This is a genomic window from Streptomyces sp. NL15-2K (assembly GCF_030551255.1).
GTDB lineage: Bacteria > Actinomycetota > Actinomycetes > Streptomycetales > Streptomycetaceae > Streptomyces.
In genome coordinates, this window is record NZ_CP130630.1 from 1,657,540 (window position 1) to 1,677,053 (window position 19,514).

Annotated in this window: 17 protein-coding genes and 1 pseudogene; 3 read left to right on the plus strand and 15 right to left on the minus strand. The window is 72.9% G+C overall.

All coding sequences use genetic code 11. The features are described from left to right. Positions 1-102: 102 nt before the first annotated feature. The 5 genes from Q4V64_RS06820 to Q4V64_RS06840 form a co-directional block, all read right to left on the minus strand. Complete coding sequence (locus Q4V64_RS06820) at positions 103-777, minus strand: urease accessory UreF family protein (RefSeq protein WP_124444226.1); 675 nt, start codon at positions 775-777, stop codon at positions 103-105. A gap of 30 nt (positions 778-807) precedes the next feature. Beyond that, positions 808-2,529 carry an urease subunit alpha gene (locus tag Q4V64_RS06825; protein ID WP_124444225.1) on the minus strand — a complete coding sequence of 574 codons (1,722 nt, stop codon included), beginning with the start codon at positions 2,527-2,529 and terminating at the stop codon, positions 808-810. After that, positions 2,522-2,833, minus strand: coding sequence for an urease subunit beta (locus Q4V64_RS06830; RefSeq protein WP_124444224.1), 312 nt, complete (start codon positions 2,831-2,833; stop codon positions 2,522-2,524). Before Q4V64_RS06830 ends, Q4V64_RS06825 begins: the two co-directional genes overlap by 8 nt. Before the next feature lie 9 nt (positions 2,834-2,842). Then, a complete protein-coding gene (locus Q4V64_RS06835) occupies positions 2,843-3,145 on the minus strand; it encodes an urease subunit gamma (protein WP_010355509.1) in 303 nt (100 codons plus the stop codon). Between the two features lie 88 nt (positions 3,146-3,233). Beyond that, positions 3,234-3,908, minus strand: a complete 675-nt coding sequence (locus Q4V64_RS06840; protein WP_124444223.1) for a TetR/AcrR family transcriptional regulator — start codon at positions 3,906-3,908, stop codon at positions 3,234-3,236. A gap of 108 nt (positions 3,909-4,016) precedes the next feature. Between Q4V64_RS06840 and Q4V64_RS06845 the strand changes: the two genes are divergently transcribed. Beyond that, entirely contained in the window at positions 4,017-5,042 is a 1,026-nt protein-coding gene (locus tag Q4V64_RS06845; RefSeq protein WP_124444222.1) for an ABC transporter permease, read from the plus strand. Positions 5,043-5,108: 66 nt separating this feature from the next. Here the strand turns inward: Q4V64_RS06845 and Q4V64_RS06850 are convergent, their stop codons facing one another. Next, complete coding sequence (locus Q4V64_RS06850; protein ID WP_124444221.1) at positions 5,109-5,387, minus strand: type II toxin-antitoxin system Phd/YefM family antitoxin; 279 nt, start codon at positions 5,385-5,387, stop codon at positions 5,109-5,111. A gap of 587 nt (positions 5,388-5,974) precedes the next feature. Between Q4V64_RS06850 and Q4V64_RS06855 the strand changes: the two are divergent. Together Q4V64_RS06855 and Q4V64_RS06860 are read left to right on the plus strand one after the other, a co-directional pair. Continuing rightward, a pseudogene (locus Q4V64_RS06855) lies at positions 5,975-6,421 on the plus strand (DUF6245 family protein); the annotation flags it as partial. Positions 6,422-6,890: 469 nt separating this feature from the next. Then, positions 6,891-7,130: a DUF3245 domain-containing protein gene (locus Q4V64_RS06860; protein ID WP_253267345.1), complete on the plus strand. Its 240-nt coding sequence runs from the start codon at positions 6,891-6,893 to the stop codon at positions 7,128-7,130. 6 nt (positions 7,131-7,136) lie between these two features. On the opposite strand, the gene Q4V64_RS06865 is transcribed toward Q4V64_RS06860, so the two are convergent. The 9 genes from Q4V64_RS06865 to Q4V64_RS06905 form a co-directional block, all read right to left on the minus strand. Next, positions 7,137-7,595: an ATP-binding protein gene (locus tag Q4V64_RS06865; RefSeq protein WP_253267344.1), complete on the minus strand. Its 459-nt coding sequence runs from the start codon at positions 7,593-7,595 to the stop codon at positions 7,137-7,139. A gap of 850 nt (positions 7,596-8,445) precedes the next feature. Further along, positions 8,446-9,675, minus strand: a complete 1,230-nt coding sequence (locus Q4V64_RS06870; protein WP_124444218.1) for an amidohydrolase — start codon at positions 9,673-9,675, stop codon at positions 8,446-8,448. Next, positions 9,672-10,421 (minus strand): TetR/AcrR family transcriptional regulator, encoded by a 750-nt coding sequence (locus Q4V64_RS06875; protein ID WP_172629512.1) that lies wholly within the window; start codon positions 10,419-10,421, stop codon positions 9,672-9,674. The genes Q4V64_RS06870 and Q4V64_RS06875 overlap by 4 nt, the downstream gene beginning before the upstream one ends. Continuing rightward, positions 10,418-12,352: a hypothetical protein gene (locus Q4V64_RS06880; protein ID WP_124444216.1), complete on the minus strand. Its 1,935-nt coding sequence runs from the start codon at positions 12,350-12,352 to the stop codon at positions 10,418-10,420. Before Q4V64_RS06880 ends, Q4V64_RS06875 begins: the two co-directional genes overlap by 4 nt. Then, positions 12,342-13,478, minus strand: a complete 1,137-nt coding sequence (locus tag Q4V64_RS06885; RefSeq protein WP_124444215.1) for a cytochrome P450 — start codon at positions 13,476-13,478, stop codon at positions 12,342-12,344. The genes Q4V64_RS06880 and Q4V64_RS06885 overlap by 11 nt, the downstream gene beginning before the upstream one ends. Before the next feature lie 11 nt (positions 13,479-13,489). Beyond that, entirely contained in the window at positions 13,490-15,382 is a 1,893-nt protein-coding gene (locus Q4V64_RS06890; protein ID WP_124444214.1) for a TOMM precursor leader peptide-binding protein, read from the minus strand. After that, complete coding sequence (locus Q4V64_RS06895) at positions 15,382-17,037, minus strand: hypothetical protein (protein WP_124444213.1); 1,656 nt, start codon at positions 17,035-17,037, stop codon at positions 15,382-15,384. Before Q4V64_RS06895 ends, Q4V64_RS06890 begins: the two co-directional genes overlap by 1 nt. Then, complete coding sequence (locus Q4V64_RS06900) at positions 17,034-18,410, minus strand: SagB family peptide dehydrogenase (protein WP_124444212.1); 1,377 nt, start codon at positions 18,408-18,410, stop codon at positions 17,034-17,036. The genes Q4V64_RS06895 and Q4V64_RS06900 overlap by 4 nt, the downstream gene beginning before the upstream one ends. Beyond that, entirely contained in the window at positions 18,407-19,486 is a 1,080-nt protein-coding gene (locus Q4V64_RS06905; protein ID WP_172629511.1) for a lantibiotic dehydratase C-terminal domain-containing protein, read from the minus strand. The genes Q4V64_RS06900 and Q4V64_RS06905 overlap by 4 nt, the downstream gene beginning before the upstream one ends. Positions 19,487-19,514 lie beyond the last annotated feature (28 nt).

Consider the following 19,514-nt stretch of genomic DNA (forward strand, 5'->3'; position numbering starts at 1 on the left):
CGTTCAGGCCGATGGGGGGTCCAGGGGGCGAAGCCCCCTGGCGGGGTCGAAGGGGCGGAGCCCCTGGAGATGGGACGGGTAGGGGCGGCGGGGGCGAAACCCCTAGGACGCGAACAGCCGTACAGCCCACGCGGCATGCGCCTCCGCCCCGATTTCCAGCAGCGGCGCAGAACCCGCGGGCAAGGCGTCGACCCCCTCGTCGACACTCCTGCGCGCCGCCTCCACCGCCAGATCCGCGACACGATCGAGCTCCGGCGCCAGCCGGGCCAGCACCCCCGTGGCGTCAAAGGGATCAAGGCTGAGCAACCGCACCGTCGCACTCGCAGGCCCACTGACACTCTCGTACGCCGCACAATAAGCGGCATCCAGGGCCCCCAGCCCCGCCGCCCGCGCCGCAAGCCCCAGCACCACCGGCTGATGCGCCCCCTTGGGAAACTCCCGGGCCAGAGCATCGAGCTCCGCCGACGGCCAGGTCGCCCGCGCGGCCCGCATCAACTGCCGCCCCAGCTTCCGCGCAGCCACCCGCAGGGCCGGCGACGGCGTCCGCGCATCGGCGGCCGCGTCCAGCGCCACGGGGTCCACACCGAGTACCGCCGCCGCGGCCAGCGCGGCCGAGACGCGCCCCGCAGTGTGCAGCCGCCCCCGGCAGAAGTCCGCCAGGCTCGCCGCACCCGTGACGCGTCCGGCCTTGACGGCCGCCTCGGCCCCGCCGGAGTGGGCGTGGCCCCCGGCGGGAAAGCGGCCGTCGGCCAGGACGAGAAGCGCTGCTCGTGACATCGGAACCTCGGAGCCTCTCAGCCCATGCCGTCAGAAGAGGAAGTAACGCTGGGCCATGGGCAGCTCGGCGGCCGGCGTCGCCTCGACCAGCTCTCCGTCGATGTGCACGGCGAAGCTGTCGGGGTCGACGTGGACCCGGGGCCGCGCGTCGTTCTCGCGCATGTCGGCCTTGGTGACCCCGCGCGTCGACTCGATGGCCACGAACCGCTTCCCGAGCTGGAGCCGTTCGGGCAGGCCGTCCTCGATGGCGAGCGGCGCCACGAAGTTGAACGAGTTGGACGCGGGCGCCCGCCCGATCGCCCCGTACATCGGGCGCGGCAGGATCGGCTGCGGGGTCGGGATGGACGCGTTCGCGTCGCCCATCTGCGCGTACGCGATCTGCCCGCCCTTGACGACGAGGTGCGGCTTGACCCCGAAGAACGCGGGCTCCCACAGCACCAGGTCCGCCAGCTTGCCGGTCTCGACCGAGCCGACCTCGTGGGCGAGGCCCTGCGCGACGGCGGGGTTGATCGTGTACTTGGCGACATAGCGACGTACCCGACGGTTGTCCGCGTGCCCGTCGCCCGGCAGCGCACCCCGCCGCCGCTTCATCACATGCGCCGTCTGCCAGGTCCGCATGATGACCTCGCCCACCCGCCCCATGGCCTGCGCGTCGGACGAGATGATGGAGATGGCGCCCAGGTCGTGGAGTATGTCCTCCGCCCCGATGGTCGAGGGCCGGATCCGGGACTCGGCGAACGCCAGGTCCTCCGGCACCGCCGGGTTCAGGTGGTGGCACACCATCAGCATGTCGAGGTGTTCCTCGGCGGTGTTGACGGTGAACGGCCGCGTCGGATTCGTCGAACTCGGCAGTACGTGCGGCTCGGACACCACGGTCATGATGTCCGGCGCATGCCCGCCGCCCGCGCCCTCGGTGTGGTACGCGTGGATGCCCCGCCCCGCGATCGCGGCCAGCGTGTCACCGACGAACCCCGCCTCGTTCAGCGTGTCCGTGTGGATCGCGACCTGGATGCCGGTCCGGTCGGCGACGGTCAGCGAGGCGTCGATGACGGCCGGTGTCGACCCCCAGTCCTCGTGCAGCTTCAGCCCGAGCGCGCCGCCGCGGATCTGCGACAGCATCGCCTGGTGCGAGACGGTGTTGCCCTTGCCGAGGAACCCGATGTTGAGCGGGTACTGCTCCATCGCCTCCAGCATCCGCGCCAGGTGCCAGGGGCCGGGTGTGACCGTGGTCGCCTTCGATCCCTCGGCCGGTCCGGTGCCGCCGCCGACCAGGGTCGTGACACCTGCGGACAGCGCCTCGTCGGCGATCTGCGGGCAGATGAAGTGGACGTGCGCGTCGATGGCGCCCGCGGTCAGGATCCGTCCGTTGCCCGCGATGACCTCCGTCTCCGGGCCGATCACCAGATCCGGGTGGACCCCGTCCATCGTGTCGGGGTTGCCCGCCTTGCCGATGCCGGTGATCCGGCCGTCGCGGATGCCGACGTCGGCCTTGACGATCCCCCAGTGGTCGATGATGACGGCACCCGTGATGACCGTGTCCGGAGTGCCTTCAGCGCGCGTGGCACGCGACTGGCCCATGGACTCGCGGATGACCTTGCCGCCGCCGAAGACGGCCTCGTCCCCGGCGAGCCCGGGCCCGCCGGAACGATCCTCCTCGATCTCGACCAGCAGATCGGTGTCGGCGAGCCGGATGCGGTCGCCGGCGGTGGGGCCGAACAGGTCGGCGTACGCGGCACGCGAGATCTCAGGCATCGAGGGCACCTCCGGTCTCCCCGCGGAGGCCGGGGACCACGCGGGCGCCGGTGAGCGGGACGAGTTCTACGTCGACGGGGATCCCCGGTTCGAAGCGCACGGCCGTGCCGGCCGCGACGTTCAGCCGCTTGCCGCGTGCGGCGGCGCGGTCGAAGTCCAGGCCGGGGTTGGCCTCGGCGAAGTGGTAGTGGGAGCCGACCTGGACGGGGCGGTCGGCGGCGTTGAGGACGGTCAGTCGGGTGACCTCGCGGCCCTCGTTGCAGACGATCGGGTCTGAAGCGAACAGGATCTCTCCGGGAATCATCGAGGCCCCTCAGACGATCGGGTCGTGGACGGTGACGAGCTTGGTGCCGTCCGGGAAGGTCGCCTCGACCTGGACGTCGTGGATCATCTCGGGGATGCCTTCCATGACGTCGTCGCGGGTGAGCAGCTTGCGGCCGGAAGCCATGAGTTCGGCGACCGTACGGCCGTCACGCGCGCCCTCGAGGATGTGCGAGGTGATGAGCGCGACCGCCTCGGGGTGGTTGAGCTTCAGCCCGCGGGCCCGGCGCTTCTCGGCCACGTCGGCCGCCACGTGGATGAGCAGCCTCTCTTGCTCGTGCGGGGTCAGTTGCACGTCCCACCTCACAGTCCTCGCTCCGGACCGTGCGGGGTCCGGCTGCCGCAGCCACGGGGCAAAGTCCCTGGTGGCGTGGAGGGGCAGGCTAGTTGGACCGAGTTTCGGGCACGTTAACCGAGCTGTGATCCATTCGGGCCTCGGGCTGCGGGGAGGACATGGTCGTCAACGCGCGTAGGCCGTCGCGCAGGATGTCGACGGGGGCAGGGCCGAAGAGCGACTGCTGGGCGATGAAGCCCAGGACGGCGGCGATCATCGTGCGGGCCACGTGGTCCGGTTCGATGTCCGAGCGCATCCTCCCGGCCTGCTGATAGCCCTCGACGATCCGCGCCCAGGCCGCGCGCACCGCGCCGTATCCCTCGCGCAGGACGGCCGCCAGCTCGTCGTTGCGCGGGATCTCCGACCACACCTGGACGACCAGCCGCGGGAAGGCGGGCGCGCCGTCGATGGTCAGGGACTCCCGCAGGCCGAGGGTCCGGCTGAGGACGGAGGCCACGAGGAGGTCGGGCGGCGGCAGCGGGCTCTGCTCGGCGGCCGCCTCGAAGGCCGCACGGACCTCGCCGAGCACCTCACCCACGATCGCCGCGATCAGCTCTTCCTTGCCGCTGAAGTAGCGGTAGACGGCACCCGCCGACAGATCGGCCTCCTTCAGCACGTCCTGCATGGACGTGGCGTGGAAGCCGTTGCGGGCGAAGCAGAGTGCGGCGCCGTCGAGAATCTGCCGGCGGCGGGCGTCGAGGTGTTCCTGGGATACGCGGGCCATGGTCCCCAACTTAAAACGAACGTTCCTTCTTGACAAGGCGGACGCACAGCGAGACGGTGACGGCGTACCTAAAACGAACGATCCTTCTTTTTACCTCCAAGGAGCAGCATGCCCACCGCATCCGCTACCGAGACCGCGCCACAATCACTGCCGCACGGCCGCCGCCTGGCCGCCGTCGCCGTCCTCATCCCCCTCCTCGCGGCCCTCGCCCTGTGGGCCTTCGCCTGGCCCGCCGCGCGCACCGCGCCCCGCGACCTGCCGCTCGGCGTGGCCGGTCCCGCCGCCGCCACGGCTCAGGTGGAGCAGCAGCTGCGACAGCGCGAGGGCGCGTTCGACATCCACCGGTACGCCGACGAGGCCGCCGCCCGGGACGCCATCGAGGAGCGGACCGTATACGGCGCGGTCGTCGTCACGCCCCAGGGACCCGAACTGCTCACCGCCTCCGCCGCGAGCCCGTTCGTCGCCCAGCTGCTCCAGCAGACGGTGGCGGAGGTGGCGTCCGCCGAGGGCACGCAGATCAGGACGGTCGACGTGGTGCCCGCCCCCGAGAAGGACCCGCGCGGTTCCGCGCTGAACGCCAGCGTGCTGCCGCTCGCCCTGGCCGGCATCGCGGCGGGCTCGGTGGTGACCCTGCTCGGACTGCGCGGCGTGCGCGCCGTGGCCGCGCTGCTCACCGCCTCCGCTCTGGTCGGCGTGACCGCAGCCGCGATCGCGCACAGCTGGCTGGGGGTCCTCACGGGCGACTGGTGGGCGGAGGCCGGCACGCTCGGCCTGGCGACGCTGGCCGTGAGCGGCGCGGTGGCCGGACTCGCCGCCCTGCTCGGCACGCCCGGCATCGGGCTCGGCGCTGGTGTGGTGATGCTGCTCGGCAACCCGTTCTCCGGGGCGGCCACGGCCCCGCAGATGCTGCCCGAGCCGGCCGGGACGATCGGCCAGTGGCTGCCGCCGGGCGCGGGCACGACCCTGCTGCGCTCGGTGTCGTTCTTCGACGACGCGGCGGCGACCGGCCCCGCCCTGACCCTGACCTGGTGGGCCGCGCTGGGCCTGGGCGCCGTACTGCTCGGGAGCGCCCTCAAGACACGTAGGCGGAGCACCGAGCCGGCGGACAAGCGGGAACTGACCTCCGTGGGCTGACCGGCCCTCGGCACCGGTCCGGCCGTGCACTCCCGCTGTAGCGGACGGGTGTGCACGGTCTTTCGTCTACGTGGAGCCGGCCCCCCGGTGGTGCGCCGCGATGTCGAAGCGCTGCTGTTCGCGGGGAGCGGACGCGACCTCGCGCACGGTGGAGACGGCGCTGATCACCTGCTCCTCCGCAGGCTCCTGAAGCTCCTCCAGCCGTTCGAGGTCGGCGGCGGAGACCAGGGCGACGAGGGGTTTGCCGTGCCGTGTCACGACCACCCGCTCACCTCCGTACACCACCCGGTTGATCAGGTCGGCGAGTTCAGCCCTGGCTTGCGTCACCGGAATCTCGTAGGCCATACCCCTAGCTTACGGCGCGTCTATCTGGTTCACCGTGGTCTGTGACGACATCAAAGTTCCAGGTCAGGGCTCTCACGTGCTCCCGTGCGCTCTCGTCTGTGAGAAATGTGTGAGACGAGGTGAGACGAAGAGCTATCTGGTCGCACTGAATCCTGGCAGGTCTCCGGTGCGGCAGAACGCCCCGCTCCGACCGGCCCTGCGCAGAACTCCGGCCGGGCGTGTGCTTGCCCGTCGACGCACTGGAGGCTGGGCGGATCTCCACCCAGCCTCCATATCGGCAAGCCGTGGTGGGCATCATGCGTGCGGCCTGATCCCGGCCGTTTGCCTCGCCCATCGTCTCGGGGGTAGAGCCGGGTGATCGTCACAGCGCTGGCGACCTCGGGGGGCCTGCGCAGGAGGCCTCGGTGCGCCGCCGGGAGGACGGGCGGGCATGGGCAGGGCCACCCGCCCGAGCGCGACGGACAGCATGGTCTTGCCGACCCCGGGTGGATAGCGCAAATGACTGGTGGTACCTCGCATGCGATCTCCCTATGACCAGGCAAACGCCGCGACCACCACCTGTGCACTATTGATCAGCCCGGCTCGGCGGAGAGGACGCTTACCGGGTCCGGCTGGTCAACGCCCTGCTCGGCATGGTACAGACCGAGGCGGCGCTCGCCGACGGTGTCGTCCTGGACGACGACGCCCGCCACGCGGCGTGGGAGGCACAGCTGAAGGCCGCAGGTGCCGGGCAGGACGACCCGGTCAAGCGTGTCGAGTTCATCCGCTGGCAGGTCCTGCGGGCCGGCACGCCGCTCAGGTTGATGGCCCAGCACCATGCGACCGGGCCGATCCCGCTGGCCGCCGCACACACGGCGAGTGGCCTGCACCTGCTGCTCGGCGTGATCGCCGCGAGTCAGGACGCCGTCGCCCAGGGCGACGTGGACACCTTGGCCGCGCAGGCCGAACAGCTGGAGGCGGCCCGGGAGGCGCAGGAGACTGCGATCGGCAACACCGACATCCTGCTGAACATGCTCAAGTCGGTCGGCCTGTAGGAGGCGCTGGTGGCGGGGATGCCGACTCCCGGGAACGTGCAGCGGGTGCGGGCGAAGCAGATGGAGGAGGCCGCGGTGAGGAAGGCGCTGAAGGCCCAGCGGCGTGAGGAGAACGAGCGGAACCGGCTGGCCAAGGAAGCGCGCCGAGGTGACTCATCGGTACACGAACGAGACTCGACGGGGACGCCGATAAGACGCCGACTGATGCCGGTGTACCTCTTGGAGTTCTGCGCACGTCCTCACGGTGTCTCGTGCGCGCCCCGGCAGTGCCGCACTGGCGTCGCACACAGAGCCTTCGGAGGACTCACCTGTGCAGGGATGCCGGGTGGCGTCTCCCAGGAGACCCGACCGGGGCACCACAGGGACGCCGTTCGTACTTCGCTGCGCCTCTTCTGGAAGGGCCCGGCTGGCGCTTCCGCCGGAGGAGCGGCTGGTGGCGCGGGCCGCGAGTATCGAGGCAAAGTGGGTCATGCACCCTGCGGAGGTCTCGGCCGAGGAGGTCAAGGCCGCGCAGCGGGCCGCGATGACTCGCATCGAGGTGGTGGATGCCGTCCGGGAGATCACCGTGGAGGTGCCGGGCCGCCAGGGCTTGCCGGGATTGCGGTCCGGGTTAGCGGAGGCGACACGACTGGTCGCCACGTGGCGGCCCCCGACGCCCGCGGCGGGTCAGAACGAGCCGGGCTCGATGATCTCCTCGCCCTCGTCGTGAGGGGGCTCAAAGCGGGCGTAGAAGTCCTCCAGCGCCGACTCCGAGACGGTCAGCGCGTTGGCGTCCTTCCGCTCGTTGCGCTCGGCAAGGCAGCAACTCCTCGCGGGGGACGGGGAAGTACAGCAGCCGCGGGCTTCCGCCGGCCTCCTCGACGAGCTTCTTCCACTCGTCGCGGGCGGCACGCGTCCACAGTCCGTGGTCCAGCACCACGTCCTGCCCGGTGGCGACCCGCTCGACCAGCTCCTCGCGGACCTCGGCGACCACCGGGGTCTCCAGGGCGAAGTAGTCCCGCTCCGGGTAGTCCACGCCGTAGCGGCCGTGCCGGGCGTGCACCCGCTCGTCCACCGACAGCCGCGCCGCCCCGGCCGACTCCAGCCGCCGCCTGGCGTACGTGGTCTTGCCCGACCCGGTCAGCCCGACCAGCAGATACACCACCGGCCCGCGCTCCCGGCCTGCCGCCTTCACCCCTGCTCCTCCTCACCCGCTGGGACTCCTTCCGCCCAGCCTGCCACCCTCCGCCCCTGCTGCATGCCCTGCGGGCGTACGTGCGGTACGTCCCCGGCCATCTCGGCAAACCCTGGCTGGCCGCCCGCCTAAACGACCACCTCAAGCACCACCCGCTCACCGCGACCGCCCGCACCCACAACAGCGCGGTCTTCCCCGTGCTGACCAGCGACGCCATCCAGCGCTACCTGTGGCTGTTCGGCGCATGGGAGCCGCACCTGACCGCCTGGATGCGCGCCCGCCTCGCCCCCGGCGACCTGGTGGTGGACGCGGGCGCGCACACCGGACACTCTGCGTTCGTCAAGGACCGTTTCCCGTCCCGACCCTGCGACACCTGCCGCGGACCTGTAACTCGATCACCACGGGACGCCCGGCGACTGCGGTGTCGGCGAGGTGTACGTATCGGCTGTGCACTCGGCCCGACGTCGTCCCACAGGCAGGACACGCAGCCTGCTCCGCCGATGCGCAGGCCCGCACGACCACCAACTCGCCGTCAACTATCACGCTTTGGATCACAACTCCTTCGATCCGGTGGAACCACAGATCCTGGAGGAGCACATCACCCACGGCCGTTCATGATCGTGATTGTGGTGACCCTCCGTGGCTCTGGCACGGAAAGTGATCCAGAACCACGGTTCAAAGCACGCCGACACTCCGCTCGCGCGGAGAGCAGCCCTGTGGCTCCTCCATCTCCACGAGCCGTCTCGGGTCACCACCGCTCGCGCGGAGAGCAGTCCAGTCACTGAACATGTCCAGTGACTGGACGCGGGTCACCTCCGCTCGCGCTGTTGCGCCGGCACCGGCCGGACAGTCAGCCGGTCAGCGCCGGCTGATCTGCCTGACCGGCCGGCTCGCTCAGGTCGCCGGACAGCCCGGCCAGCAATGCCTCACGCATCGCCGCGGTGGCGACGGCGAGGGTCGCCGGGTGGGGAAGGTACTCGTCGGTGTGGCAGGCAGGCCGCACCCGGCCGAGGCGCCCGCCGGGCTCGCCGGATCCGACGAACCAGTACACGGCCGGGCAGCCGAAGGCCCGGATGAGGACACTGACGTCATCCGAGGCGAGCGCGGGCGGGACGGTGAGATGGCGCACGGACAGCCGGCTCTCGTGCAGCGCGGCCAGGCGGTCGCGGATCCGGGCCGTGTTCTCCACCCGGGGAACGTGTGTGTCGCGGGTCAGCCGGACGTCGTCGCCGAAGGCGAGCCCGGCGGCGGCGGCCTCCGCCCGCACCAGTGCCTCGACGCGGTCGAGGATCGTCTCCCGTACGCGTTCATCGAAGGTGCGGATGTTGACGGTGACGGCGGCGCACGGCGCGCGCAGGCCCGGTGCGGACGGTGCCACGATCCCGGGCACGGACACCACGGCCTGCTCGAACGGAGGCACATCCCGGCCCACCACGGTGTGCAGGCGCTGGGTGACGCTCGCGGCGAACAGCACCGGATCGGGGCCGGAGTCCGGTGAGCCGGTGTGCCCGCCCGGGGCGCGTGCCGTAACGGTGAGCGTGTCCGTGGCGGCGAGGGCCGTGCCGGGCGTGGAGACGAGCACCCCGACCGGTGCCATGGCCGAGACATGCTGGCCAAGCAGGAGGTCCAGGCGCGGGACGGCTTCGGCCAGGCCGTCGTCGACCATCCTGGCGGCACCGCTGCCGAGTTCCTCCGCCGGCTGGAGGATGAGCACGATCCGGCCGGGCGGCAGGTCCGGACGCGCCGCCAGCTGTGCAGCCGCCCCGGCGAGCGCCGCCAGATGCAGGTCGTGCCCGCAGGCGTGCATCACTCCGTCCACCTCGCTGGCGAAGGCCTCGCCGGTGCGCTCCTGGAGCGGCAGGGCGTCCAGCTCCGCACGCGCCGCGACGACGGGTCCGGGGCCGCTGCCGAGCACCGCCGTCAGGCCCGTGCCGCCGATCCCGCGGGTCACCGCGAAGCCCTCGCGGCCGAGTACCTCGGCGAGGAGCCCGGCGGTGCGGTGCTCCCGGAAACCCAGTTCGGGACCGCGGTGCAGGGACTCGTAGAGGGCCGGGACCCAGTGCGGCAGCCGCAGGGTCATCGCTCATCCGTCGCAGGCGCCTGGGCCAACCGCCTCGGCGTCCCAGACCGCAGCGGGCGGGCGGCCAGCAGCGCCGCCGTCATCCGGTCCTGATTCGCCGACTCCGGCGGGTCGACGGGTCCGAACGCCCGGCGCAGCACAGTCGCCATCAGGCGGGAAGAGATCTTGACCTGTTCCGTGTCCTCTGCGGCGCCCGCGCGGGCGACGAATCCGCTGACGACGGCCTCGATGGACAGCTGCCCCTCCTGGGAGCAGACCGCCTCGACGATCAGTCCGTTCTCCCGCAGCAACTCCAGATACGGCGGCCGCACCAGGACCGACGCGAGCGAGATCCCGAGGGCGTCCGGGTTGGCCCGGGCCGCCACATGCGTGCCCAGCACGCGTGCGTCGCGGGTGTTGTAGGCCCGCAGCACCGGATTCGCCATGACCAGGCGGTACAGCACACAGCTGGTGCCGTGCAGGCTGGCGAGTCTGCGGTCTCGCGGGAGGTGTGCCATGAACTGGTCGTGCACCCGGTCGAATTCCCGGACCAGTACGTCGTCGATGATGTCCTCTTTGCTGTTCCAGTGCTTGTAGACGGTTCCCTTGCCGATCCCCGCGTGCTCGGCGACGTCCTGGACACTGACCTTCGGATAGCCGATCCGCTGCACGAGATCGACCATGGCGTCCAGGACCCGGGCGGAGCGGGTACATCGGTCGTCGCCTGTCTGCCCGAGCGGTTCGACAGTGCCCTGTTGAGCGGTCATCCACATCGTGTTTCCCCCGTGAGTGTGGTGAGTTCCGTACCGGTGAACGCGGCCTCCGCCACGTCGACGGTGATGGTCCCGTCAGGGCCCGGGCAGCCGACGAGCAGCTGGAACAGCGGAGCGAGCTGTTCGTCCCCGGTCGCCGCGGCGAGTACGTCGGCGCGCAGGCCGTTGTGGATCCGTCCGGCGGCTCCGGCCGCCGCCGCACCGAGCAGGGCCCGGTGCGCGATCCGTGCGGCCGCAGCGGTGATCTCGTGCAGTCGCCGCAGGCCGGCGGTGGCCTCGTCGACCGGGGTCGCGACGATCAACGTCGCCGAGGCGCTGAGGTAGTCCGGGGCGAGCCAGCCCATCGCGTCCTGCCCGCGCTGGAGCCGCTCCGTGCACTCCATGCCCGCCCGGACCGGTACCGGGCCCTGCCCGGTGATCCGGTAGCACCCGGGTTCCCAGCGGACGGCCGCGGCGTCGAGGCAGGGCCGGTGGACGACCAGGAACGCCCTGAGCCCGTCGTCCACGGTCGCGGCCACTTCGGCGGGCAGCGACCCGAGCCGGCCGACCCGGTCGGCGCCCATGGCGTTGAACACCCGGTGCCCGGAGCGTCGGTGCCGCACCAGCGCCAGGTGCCGGACGAGCGTCGACGGGTCGAAAGCGCGCGCCGGCGGCTCCAGGGTGACCCGGCCGACCGGCCGCTCGTCCGGCCCCAGGTCGAACAGCTCACCCCAGGGCCCGCTCCGGCCCCGTTCACCCAGCTCGGCGACATCGTCGTACGCGATGCCCGCTGCCCGGGCCGCGTCGCCCAGCGCTGCCAGGGCCAGGCCCGCCTCCTGGAGGCACAGCCGGGTCGCGTACCGGTGGTAGCGGTGGGAGACCTTGGTCTCGCGCACCGTCAGTACCAGGGTGAACCGGGAACCCAGCTCCCCGGGCGCGGGCCGGGACACCGGTATCAGCCGCAGATCCCCGGGCTCGACGTACCACGCGCCGGTGTCCGTGGCCAGGTAGAGCTCGACCGGGTAGAACCCGCGCGCCGAGGCGAGGCCGCGGTGTGCCCAGCCGCCGGAGTGCGCGAGGTCGCCCGACTCCCAGCGCAGCGGGACGTGCACACACCACAGCAGGGCGCGCAGCCAGTCGGGCGCTCGCGGCCCTTCGCCGGCCTCGACAGGACGGATCGCCGCGGGCCGTTCGCACTCGGACTCGCCCGCGGGGAGCAGCGAGGCCGGGTCGAGCAGGAGCGCCCGCAGCTGCTCAGGCGTGGGCCAGGGGTCCAGCAGCGGCGCGTCGGCGCTCGTGCGTGGGCGGCGGCGGTCGAGACCGGGCAGGGCACCGGCGCCGGGCAGCGGGCGGGCCGGGCGGCCGAGGAACCGGGCCACGGCCTCCGCCGCGAGTGCCGCGGCGACCACGGCCCGCTCCACCTCGCCGATCGGCTCCACGAGCCGGCCGTCGTCGGGAGCCAGCGAAACCTCCACGTCGCCGATCCGGACCAGGATGCCGGACGCGGTGGACACCTCTGGCCGTACCGACAGCTGGCGCAGACTCACGTCCAGGGGCCGCAGCCAGTCCGCCGGCGCGCTCACCGTGGCCGTGGCGGCGAGCAGTGCCGCGCATCGCGCATAGGGCGCGTCGCCTGCCAGGTCGGCGACGGCGAGCAACTGGTCGGGAATGCCCTCGGGGCGCGCCGTGGTCTCCCTCCGCAGCGCGCCGCAGCGCTCCAGGTGGTCCAGGCCGTGGCCCGCCACCGGACGCCGCGGCTCGGGCACCCGGGCCAGGACCGAGGACTCGGCCGTCCGGCCGTCCAGGAGCGGGGCCAGACGGTGCAGCAGCGGATACAGCCCGGCCGGGCCGCGGTGGTGGCCGGTAGGGGTGGTCAGCAGCGTGCTTTCCCGGGCCGCCACCGCGTGCACTCCGCTGAGCAGCCGCGGGAACAGGTCAGGCGCCATAGCCCTGCCCTGCGAGCACGAGCCGCCGGATGGAGAGCGTGGGCAACGGGTGGAACTCCACCGGGGCGAGCACCGTCAGCTTGGCGAACCGGCGGATGACCGCGCCCACCGCGGCGACCGCCTCGATCTGGGCCAGCGGACCGCCGAGGCAGTAGTGCACGCCGTGCCCGAAGGACAGGTGGCGGCGGGCCAGCCGGTCCAGCAGGAACGTCTCCGGGTCCGGGTTCAGCCGCGGGTCGTGGTTCGCGGACAGGATCCAGGCCGAGACCGGGGCACCGGACGGGACGACGGCGCCGGACAGGGTGGCGTCCCCGGCCGCGATCCGGGTCACCTGGGCGAACGCGGGCCGCACCCGCAGCGCCTCCAGCACCAGGTCCTCGACCCGGTCCTGTGCGCGCACTCGGGCGTCCAGGGCCGGCCGGACGCACAGTTCGTGGACCGCCGCGGCGATCAGCGAGGTGGTGGTGACATGTCCGGCCAGCAGGATCAGGCCGCTGAGCGAGGCGATCTCGTCGATCGTCGCCGGTGCGCCGTCCACCTCCGCGGTCGCCAGGCGCGACATCAGGTCCCCCGCCGGCTGCGCCCGCTTCGCCGCCGCCACTTCGGCCAGGTACCGGTGCATCGCGTCCATCTGGGCGGCGTCGCCGCGGCTGAACCCGACCGACCAGGTACGGAACCGGCCGTGTTCCTCCTCGGGCAGCCCCAGGAACCGGGAGATGACCCGGATCGGCAGCGGATAGGCGAGGTCGTGGACGAGGTCGAACCGGTCCGGCGTGAGGCCGCGAACGAGTTCCTCGGCGATCTCGTCGATCGCCGGGGCGAGGCCCGCGACCGAGCCGGGCGTAAAAGCCTGGTTGACGATCCGCCGCATCCGGGTGTGGTCCGGCGGGTCCATCATGGTCAGGTTGCCCCGCCCGAGCTGGGCCGTGGGGGGCATCATCCGCGTCCGGTCCGAGGAGAACAGCTCGCTGTCCGACAGCACGCGGCGCACGTCCTCGGCGCGGAACACATGGTGCATGCCGCCGAGTTCGAGGACCGGACTCGTTCGCCGCGCGTCGGCGAGCCAGGTCAGCAGCCTGGTCCAGCCCACGCCGTCGAGCTCGGTCAGCGGCATGAATCCGGCCATCGGGGCCGCCCTCACGGGAACGGGTGGGGGTCGGGGTTCAGCTGATCCCGGGTCAGGTCCGCGCCGAGCCGGCCGAGCCGTCGCGGCAGGGTCAGCAGCCGCGGCAGCCCGTCGATCCGCCGGTTGCGGTATCCGAAGGTCATCGGCACCGCTCCGGGGACGAGGACCTTGACACAGGTGAAGCCGCCGGCCCGGTGCTCCGGCGTGGTCTGGTCGACCACCAGCACCTCGCCGACGCGCTCGGCCGCGGCCCGCAGGTCCACCGTGAGGTCGTCCCGGTCCGGGCGCAGCCGGTCCGGCCCGCCGACCTCGTGGATGCCGATGACCGGCCCGCCGAACAGGAAGTCGAGCCGGTGTGCGGCGTCCGGGTGGGCGTAGAGCGCGGAGTGGTCCGGCATGGTGACGACCCGATGGGCATCGCGCACCATCTGTCCGGCCCGGTCCGCCTCGGCCGGGTAGCGGCGGATCACGTCGCTGAGGATCGGACCGAGCTCGTTCAGCGCGTTCAGCAGCGCGCGCTCCGGGTCCAGGCCGGCCCCCGCGGTGCACAGCAGCGCGGGACCCTTCCGGTCCGGATGCGCGGCCATCACCCAGACCGCCGGGATGCCGTAGTCCGTCGTGATGTCGAAGGCGTGGACGCGGTACCCGGTGCTCGAAGCGATCACGCCCGCCTGGAGGGGCACACGCGGGTCGTGGCAGGAGTCCAGATCGATCGTCGGCGGGACGGTGCGGGTGTACCACGTGCACAGGAACGCGTCACGCTCGACCGTCTCCATGAGCCCGTGCAGCGTGGCCTCCTCCCAGGACGAGCCGAGGGCGCAGCCGTTGGACACCTCGTAGTAGGAGACGGGATCGTCGCTGCGCAGCCGGTGGCAGTAGTAGTACGCCAGCGCCTCGGGCACCAGGCGGGCGCTGCCGCGGGCGAACGAGTGCGCCCACACCCACCACACCGGCCGGTCCGGATCGAACCTGCGATAGCGGAACGCCGGGTCGTCGTAGCTCTCGTCGGGGTGGCGGCCGAACACGTCGGGGTGCACGGCGTGCGGCGCCAGTTCGCGCCAGGTGCCGCGCACGGAGGTTCTCAGGCCCCCCGGGGCCACGCCGCCGTAACGCTCCAGGGCTTCGAGGATCGCGGTCAGCTCGCTGGTGCGGTAGTCGCGGCCCCGGCCGTAGCCGGGCTCGGCCAGGTTGTCGAACCGCAGCGGCATCGACGCGCCCGACATCACCAGACCGCCCTCCGCGCCGCGGTCGGTGCGCCGGATGAGGCCGCTGAAGGGGTCCACGTACAGCTCGCGGATCGTCTCGAACTCGGCCAGGACATCCCGCGTCCGGGACCCGAACGGCGTGATCTTCGGGGCGGGCCGCGGCACGCGCTGGGCCCGGGCCGCCGAGTCCTCGGGCAGCGTTCCGCAGTGCGGGCAGAAGGGATCGGGCAGGAAACTGTGGCGGCGCGTTTCCAGGGTGGCCAAATCGACCACCGTCAGCAGGTGCCGGTCCGCCGGGCCGGCCGACTCGTCCGCCACCAGCGCGACGGCCGCGTCGGCCACCACCCCGGCGGCGAGTTCGTCGAGCAGCTGCGGCACTTCGCGCTCCAGCCGGGCGGTATGCTCCTCGCGCAGTGGGGCGAGCCACGCCTTGCTCGCGTCGACCCGTCGGCGCCGCAGGTCGAGACAGTGCGGGCAGCCCGGTACGCCCGGCCGGGTCAGCGGCCCGACGATCACCCGGTCGACCTCCGTGTGCACACTCAGCCAGGGGCCCTCGCCCGGGCCGTCCGCCGGAAGGCACCAGGTGTCGCTCGCCCGCACCTCGACTCCCAGGTGCGCCAGCGCGTCGGACAGGCCGCGCGCCAGCAGCCCGAGCCGCTCTGCCTGGTCCCGGCCGGTGTTCGTCAGCGTCCCCGTCATCAGTCCACTACCACCTTTACTGCCGAGATTCCGAGTCGGGCGACGCCGGGATCGTGGTCAAGTTCGGCCACAACGGCGTCCGGCGCGCACAGCGCCACGGCACGACGCAGGTCCGCGAGCGTGATCGGCGCCGCGCCCGGCAGGCCGACCGCCCGGTCCGGCTGCGGCAGGGCCGGCCCCCAGGCCCGCGGTACGAGGTCGGTGCGGCCGTGCGTCAGCAGCTGGTCGGCGAGCACGGCCCGCTCCATCGCGCGGACCGCCGCGGCGGCGTGGCTGGTGCCGCAGGCATGGGCGGTGCCGTGGCGGGTGGTCGCCACCGCGGTCGGGACGACGCTGTCCGGCAGCACCCCGAGCCAGGCGTCGCGATCGGCCAGCCGCAACTGGCCGAGCGCTTCGCGCACTTCAGCCGGAATGGCGTCCCCGTCCTCGCCCTCGTCAAGGACTCGCGCGGCCGAGCCCGTCGTACCCACCGCCCAGGACTCCAGGAGGCCGAGCAGCGCCGTCGCGAGCGCGTCGTCCCGCGCTTCGGCCGCGGCGGTGCCCGATGCCGGCCGGGCGCTGTCGTCGCAGCGCCGCGCCCGGCCGACCGGGACCAGCACCGGGCTGTCGTCGGCCACGCGGCGGGCGGGCAGGAAATAGCGTCCGGGGTCGGCGGCGATGCGGTCCGTCGCGGCGCGCAGCGCGCTCAGGTCGCCGGTGTCGCCCAGGACGCGCTGCCCCGCGGCGTCGATGACGGCTCGTGGGTCGAGGGTCGATTCGAGGTGCAGCGCGAGGGCGGCGAGCACGACCCGTCGCCGGGCCTGCCCGTAGTCCGAGCCGTCTGCCACGAGCTCCAGGTCCAGCGGGCGGATCGAGGCCCGGCCGGCGACCCGGGCCCTCGCCAGGTGCCGGGGCACCTGGGGCAGGTCGTCCTCGCCGATCTCCCGTACGACGCCGTGGACCGGGTCGATCGCCGCCATCACCCGCTCGTCGAACGGTCCGGTTGCCGGGCCGGGCGGCGCGAGCCGCCACGGGTGCGGCAGGGCCCGCCAGGAGGTGGTCTCCTCTCGGGTGACCGTGACGCCGCTCCAGGCATCGCCGGATCCAAGGGCGGCGCGCCGGACCAGCTGCGCCGCGGCCGTCCGTACCGCGGCCGGATCGGGCCGCCCGTCGGCGAGGTCACCGCAGCGCAGGGCGGTCAGGACGTCCCGGAGCTGCTCGGTGCCCATCGGCCCGGCGACTACCGCGGCGCGCTCGGTGAACAGCACCACTCCCGCCCGGCCCGCCCCGGCCGCGTCCCGGACACCGTCGAACCAGTCGCCGTGCAGCGGTCCGGCGCCCAGCACGACGGCCGGCAAGGCCAGCACGCTACGCTCCACCGCGCGGGCCAGATCCGCGCTGTCGCCCACGAACCTCACCTCACCGGGGGTGGCCAACCGCCGCAGGATTCCGACGGACTCCATCGCGTCCCGTACGCGGCGGGCCTGTCGGGCATGCGCGCCGCCGATCTCGTCGGCCGCCTGCTCTACGTCCCGCCCCTGGTCGATCCAGGAGGACACCAGGCGGATCCAGGCGGACAGCCCGGTCGACAGCTCCAGCGGTCCGGACTCGGACAGCCCGTAGGTCCTGCCTTCGTGGTCGATCGTGTAGGCGTTCATCCGCCGGGTCGTGTTCATCCGCTCAGCTCCTCGCGCCGCCTCGGGCTGGATCCCACGATGAACTGGCCCACGCTGCACTCGACGAGCGGATCGCGGCCGGTGGCCTCGGTGAAGGCGACCGCGTCGTCCGTGCCCAGGGGGCAGCCGGCCAGCCCCATGGCGCCACACGTCCCGGCGAGCGCGTGGTAGAGCACCCCCGTGTTCTTCAGCACCACCGCGTAACCCATCCCCTCGTACTTCCACATCACCCGGCCGACCCGCGCCGCCACGACCAGCAGCACCTGGGGTACGGCGCCGGTGGTCGATCCCTGCGAGGCGACCCGCAGCATCCGGCGCACCGCGTAGTGACTCACCGGCCGCACCAGCTCCAGCCCATGCCGGTGCGCGTCGTAGTGGTAGAGACCGCTGTCCAGGCCCGAGCACCGGGTGACCACCGGATACAGTTCGAGCTCGTACACCGATCCGCCGGAGGGGCGCGGAGAGCTGACGAACTCGACCCCGTCCTCCTCGTGCACTCGCCGCACCCGCGCGGTGCGGTACAGCAGCTCGCCAAGCTGGTCGACGGAGATCGGGAACTCGTCGTCATGCAGCCGCTCGGACCGGCGCCGCTCGGCGACCTCGAAATACGAGCCCTCGCTCAACCGACGGTCCGTGAGATCCGGTACGGCGAGCTCGACGCGCGGCCCCTGATAGGGCGGCGGGGCAGCCGGCTCCGGCTCGAAGCCCGCCGCGCGGCCCCACCAGGTGCCGCCGAACCCGTCGCCGACGTATCCGCGGTAGCCGAGCCGGCTGCGGTCGTGGAACAGCAACTCGTGCGGTGCCCACTGGCGGTAGCGCAGCTCCCGCGCCTGCTCACCGTCCGGGTCGGCGAGGAACCCGGCGGCGAACAGCTGCTCGCGCAGGGCGGCGGCGAGCCCGCCGGGCGTGGTCGCGGGGTCGGCCGTGAGGTCGGCCGCAGGGTCGATCGCAGCGGTCAGCAGCTCCCGCCGATGGATCGTGATCTCGGCGCTGGCCAGGGGCGATTCCAGGATCAGGGCTCCGGCTTCGGCGCGGATGACCGCGTACCGGGAGAGGTCGAGCCGTCCGGCGGCGGCGGGCACCGGCTCGCGGGCGCGTAGCTGCCTTACGACGAACGCGACCCCGCGGTCGTCGCTGAACTCCTCGTCGAGCCAGCCTTCGCGGCGCAGCAGCTCGGTGGTCGGGTCGTCCTCGCCGGCCGGCTGCCCGGTGCCGGCCAGGCGCGCGATCTTCTCGTCCGTCCGGTGGTCGGCGGGCAGGCTGATGTGGTGCGGCCAGGCCATGAGGTGGGTGCGCCCGCCGCGCTCGGCGCTGAACACCCCCGGCCTCAGTCGTTCGGTCCGGTCTGCGGCAATGTCCTGTGCCCTGGTCACGAGTCGCCTTCTTCTGTCGTCGCCGTCGGGTCCTCTGTGGTCGCCGTCGGGTCCTCGCGTTCGTCCAGGGCCGTGGCCACCAGGTGGCACAGCCGGTACCGGCCGGACGGTCCCACGCCCAGCCGGGAGAACTGGAGGTAGAGCAGGTTGATCGCGAGGCGGTAGATCGCGAACCAGTCGGAGGCGCGCACGTCCTCCCACGGTGCGGACCCGGCCAGCGCACGGTGGAAGGCGCTGCGGTCGGTCAGTTCGGCGCTGAAACCCTTGGCCATCGTGGGCATGACGAGCTCGCCGCGGCGCTGCGCCCGCTCCGCGGCCCGGGCCACCGGGGTGATCGCCGCCAGCCAGTCCCGGGCGTACGCGGGCCGGTCCGGGCCGAGCGCCACCGCACGCAGCCGGCGGCGCAGCGCCGGTGCCGAGCGGCGGGCATCGGCGTCCCAGGCCGCGCGCACGTCCGTCGCGGCGTCAAGGTTCAGATGCGCCTCGGCGTGCGACCGGAAGGACAGCGCCGCCGAGGCCAGTCGGCCCCGGCCGAACTCCTGGGCGGTCACCGCCATCAGGTCGGCGCAGGCCGGCCCGAGCCGCGCCCCGGGTGCCGCGCGGAGCAGCCGCAGCGCCGGTACCGTCGCCGCGTAGTGGAAGTCCTCCAGCAGTGCCCGCATGGTCGCTTCCGCGTCCCGCGTCCCGGTCTCGCCCCCGGCCGTCCAGGTGAGGGAGTTGTCCGCCAACCAGTCCTGGCGCGGTTCGATCCCGGCGCGGTCGGCGATCCACCGCGCCCGGTCCCGGACATCCGCGAACGTCAGGCTCCGGGTCGACGGGCTGGAGCGCAGCACCTCGTGCAGGCGCTGGTCAATCTCCGCGCGCACCGTGGCCGCGGCTTCGACGGGGCCACGCACCCCCAGACGCAGGTGCGGTCCCCGCTGCCACTCCCGGGTCAGGCGGAACCGGCAGCCGGCCGCCTCCGCCGTCCGAGCGCACTCCCAGAGCGGCCCCAGCAGCAGTGCGTTCCACCGGTCCTCTTCGTGATAGGCGAACAGCCCCTGCCAGTCGGCGTCCTCGCGGGCGGCGAGCGTCACGGCCGACTCCCACGCCCCGCTGTCCCGC

Bases quoted from the DNA above. Each gene is read 5' to 3' on its own strand.
- Q4V64_RS06820 (WP_124444226.1), bottom strand. From the start codon at position 777: ATGTCACGAGCAGCGCTTCTCGTCCTGGCCGACGGCCGCTTTCCCGCC.
- Q4V64_RS06825 (WP_124444225.1), bottom strand. From the start codon at position 2,529: ATGCCTGAGATCTCGCGTGCCGCGTACGCCGACCTGTTCGGCCCCACC.
- Q4V64_RS06830 (WP_124444224.1), bottom strand. From the start codon at position 2,833: ATGATTCCCGGAGAGATCCTGTTCGCTTCAGACCCGATCGTCTGCAAC.
- Q4V64_RS06840 (WP_124444223.1), bottom strand. From the start codon at position 3,908: ATGGCCCGCGTATCCCAGGAACACCTCGACGCCCGCCGCCGGCAGATT.
- Q4V64_RS06845 (WP_124444222.1), top strand. From the start codon at position 4,017: ATGCCCACCGCATCCGCTACCGAGACCGCGCCACAATCACTGCCGCAC.
- Q4V64_RS06850 (WP_124444221.1), bottom strand. From the start codon at position 5,387: ATGGCCTACGAGATTCCGGTGACGCAAGCCAGGGCTGAACTCGCCGAC.
- Q4V64_RS06860 (WP_253267345.1), top strand. From the start codon at position 6,891: ATGCACCCTGCGGAGGTCTCGGCCGAGGAGGTCAAGGCCGCGCAGCGG.
- Q4V64_RS06870 (WP_124444218.1), bottom strand. From the start codon at position 9,675: ATGACCCTGCGGCTGCCGCACTGGGTCCCGGCCCTCTACGAGTCCCTG.
- Q4V64_RS06875 (WP_172629512.1), bottom strand. From the start codon at position 10,421: ATGACCGCTCAACAGGGCACTGTCGAACCGCTCGGGCAGACAGGCGAC.
- Q4V64_RS06880 (WP_124444216.1), bottom strand. From the start codon at position 12,352: ATGGCGCCTGACCTGTTCCCGCGGCTGCTCAGCGGAGTGCACGCGGTG.
- Q4V64_RS06885 (WP_124444215.1), bottom strand. From the start codon at position 13,478: ATGGCCGGATTCATGCCGCTGACCGAGCTCGACGGCGTGGGCTGGACC.
- Q4V64_RS06890 (WP_124444214.1), bottom strand. From the start codon at position 15,382: ATGACGGGGACGCTGACGAACACCGGCCGGGACCAGGCAGAGCGGCTC.
- Q4V64_RS06895 (WP_124444213.1), bottom strand. From the start codon at position 17,037: ATGAACACGACCCGGCGGATGAACGCCTACACGATCGACCACGAAGGC.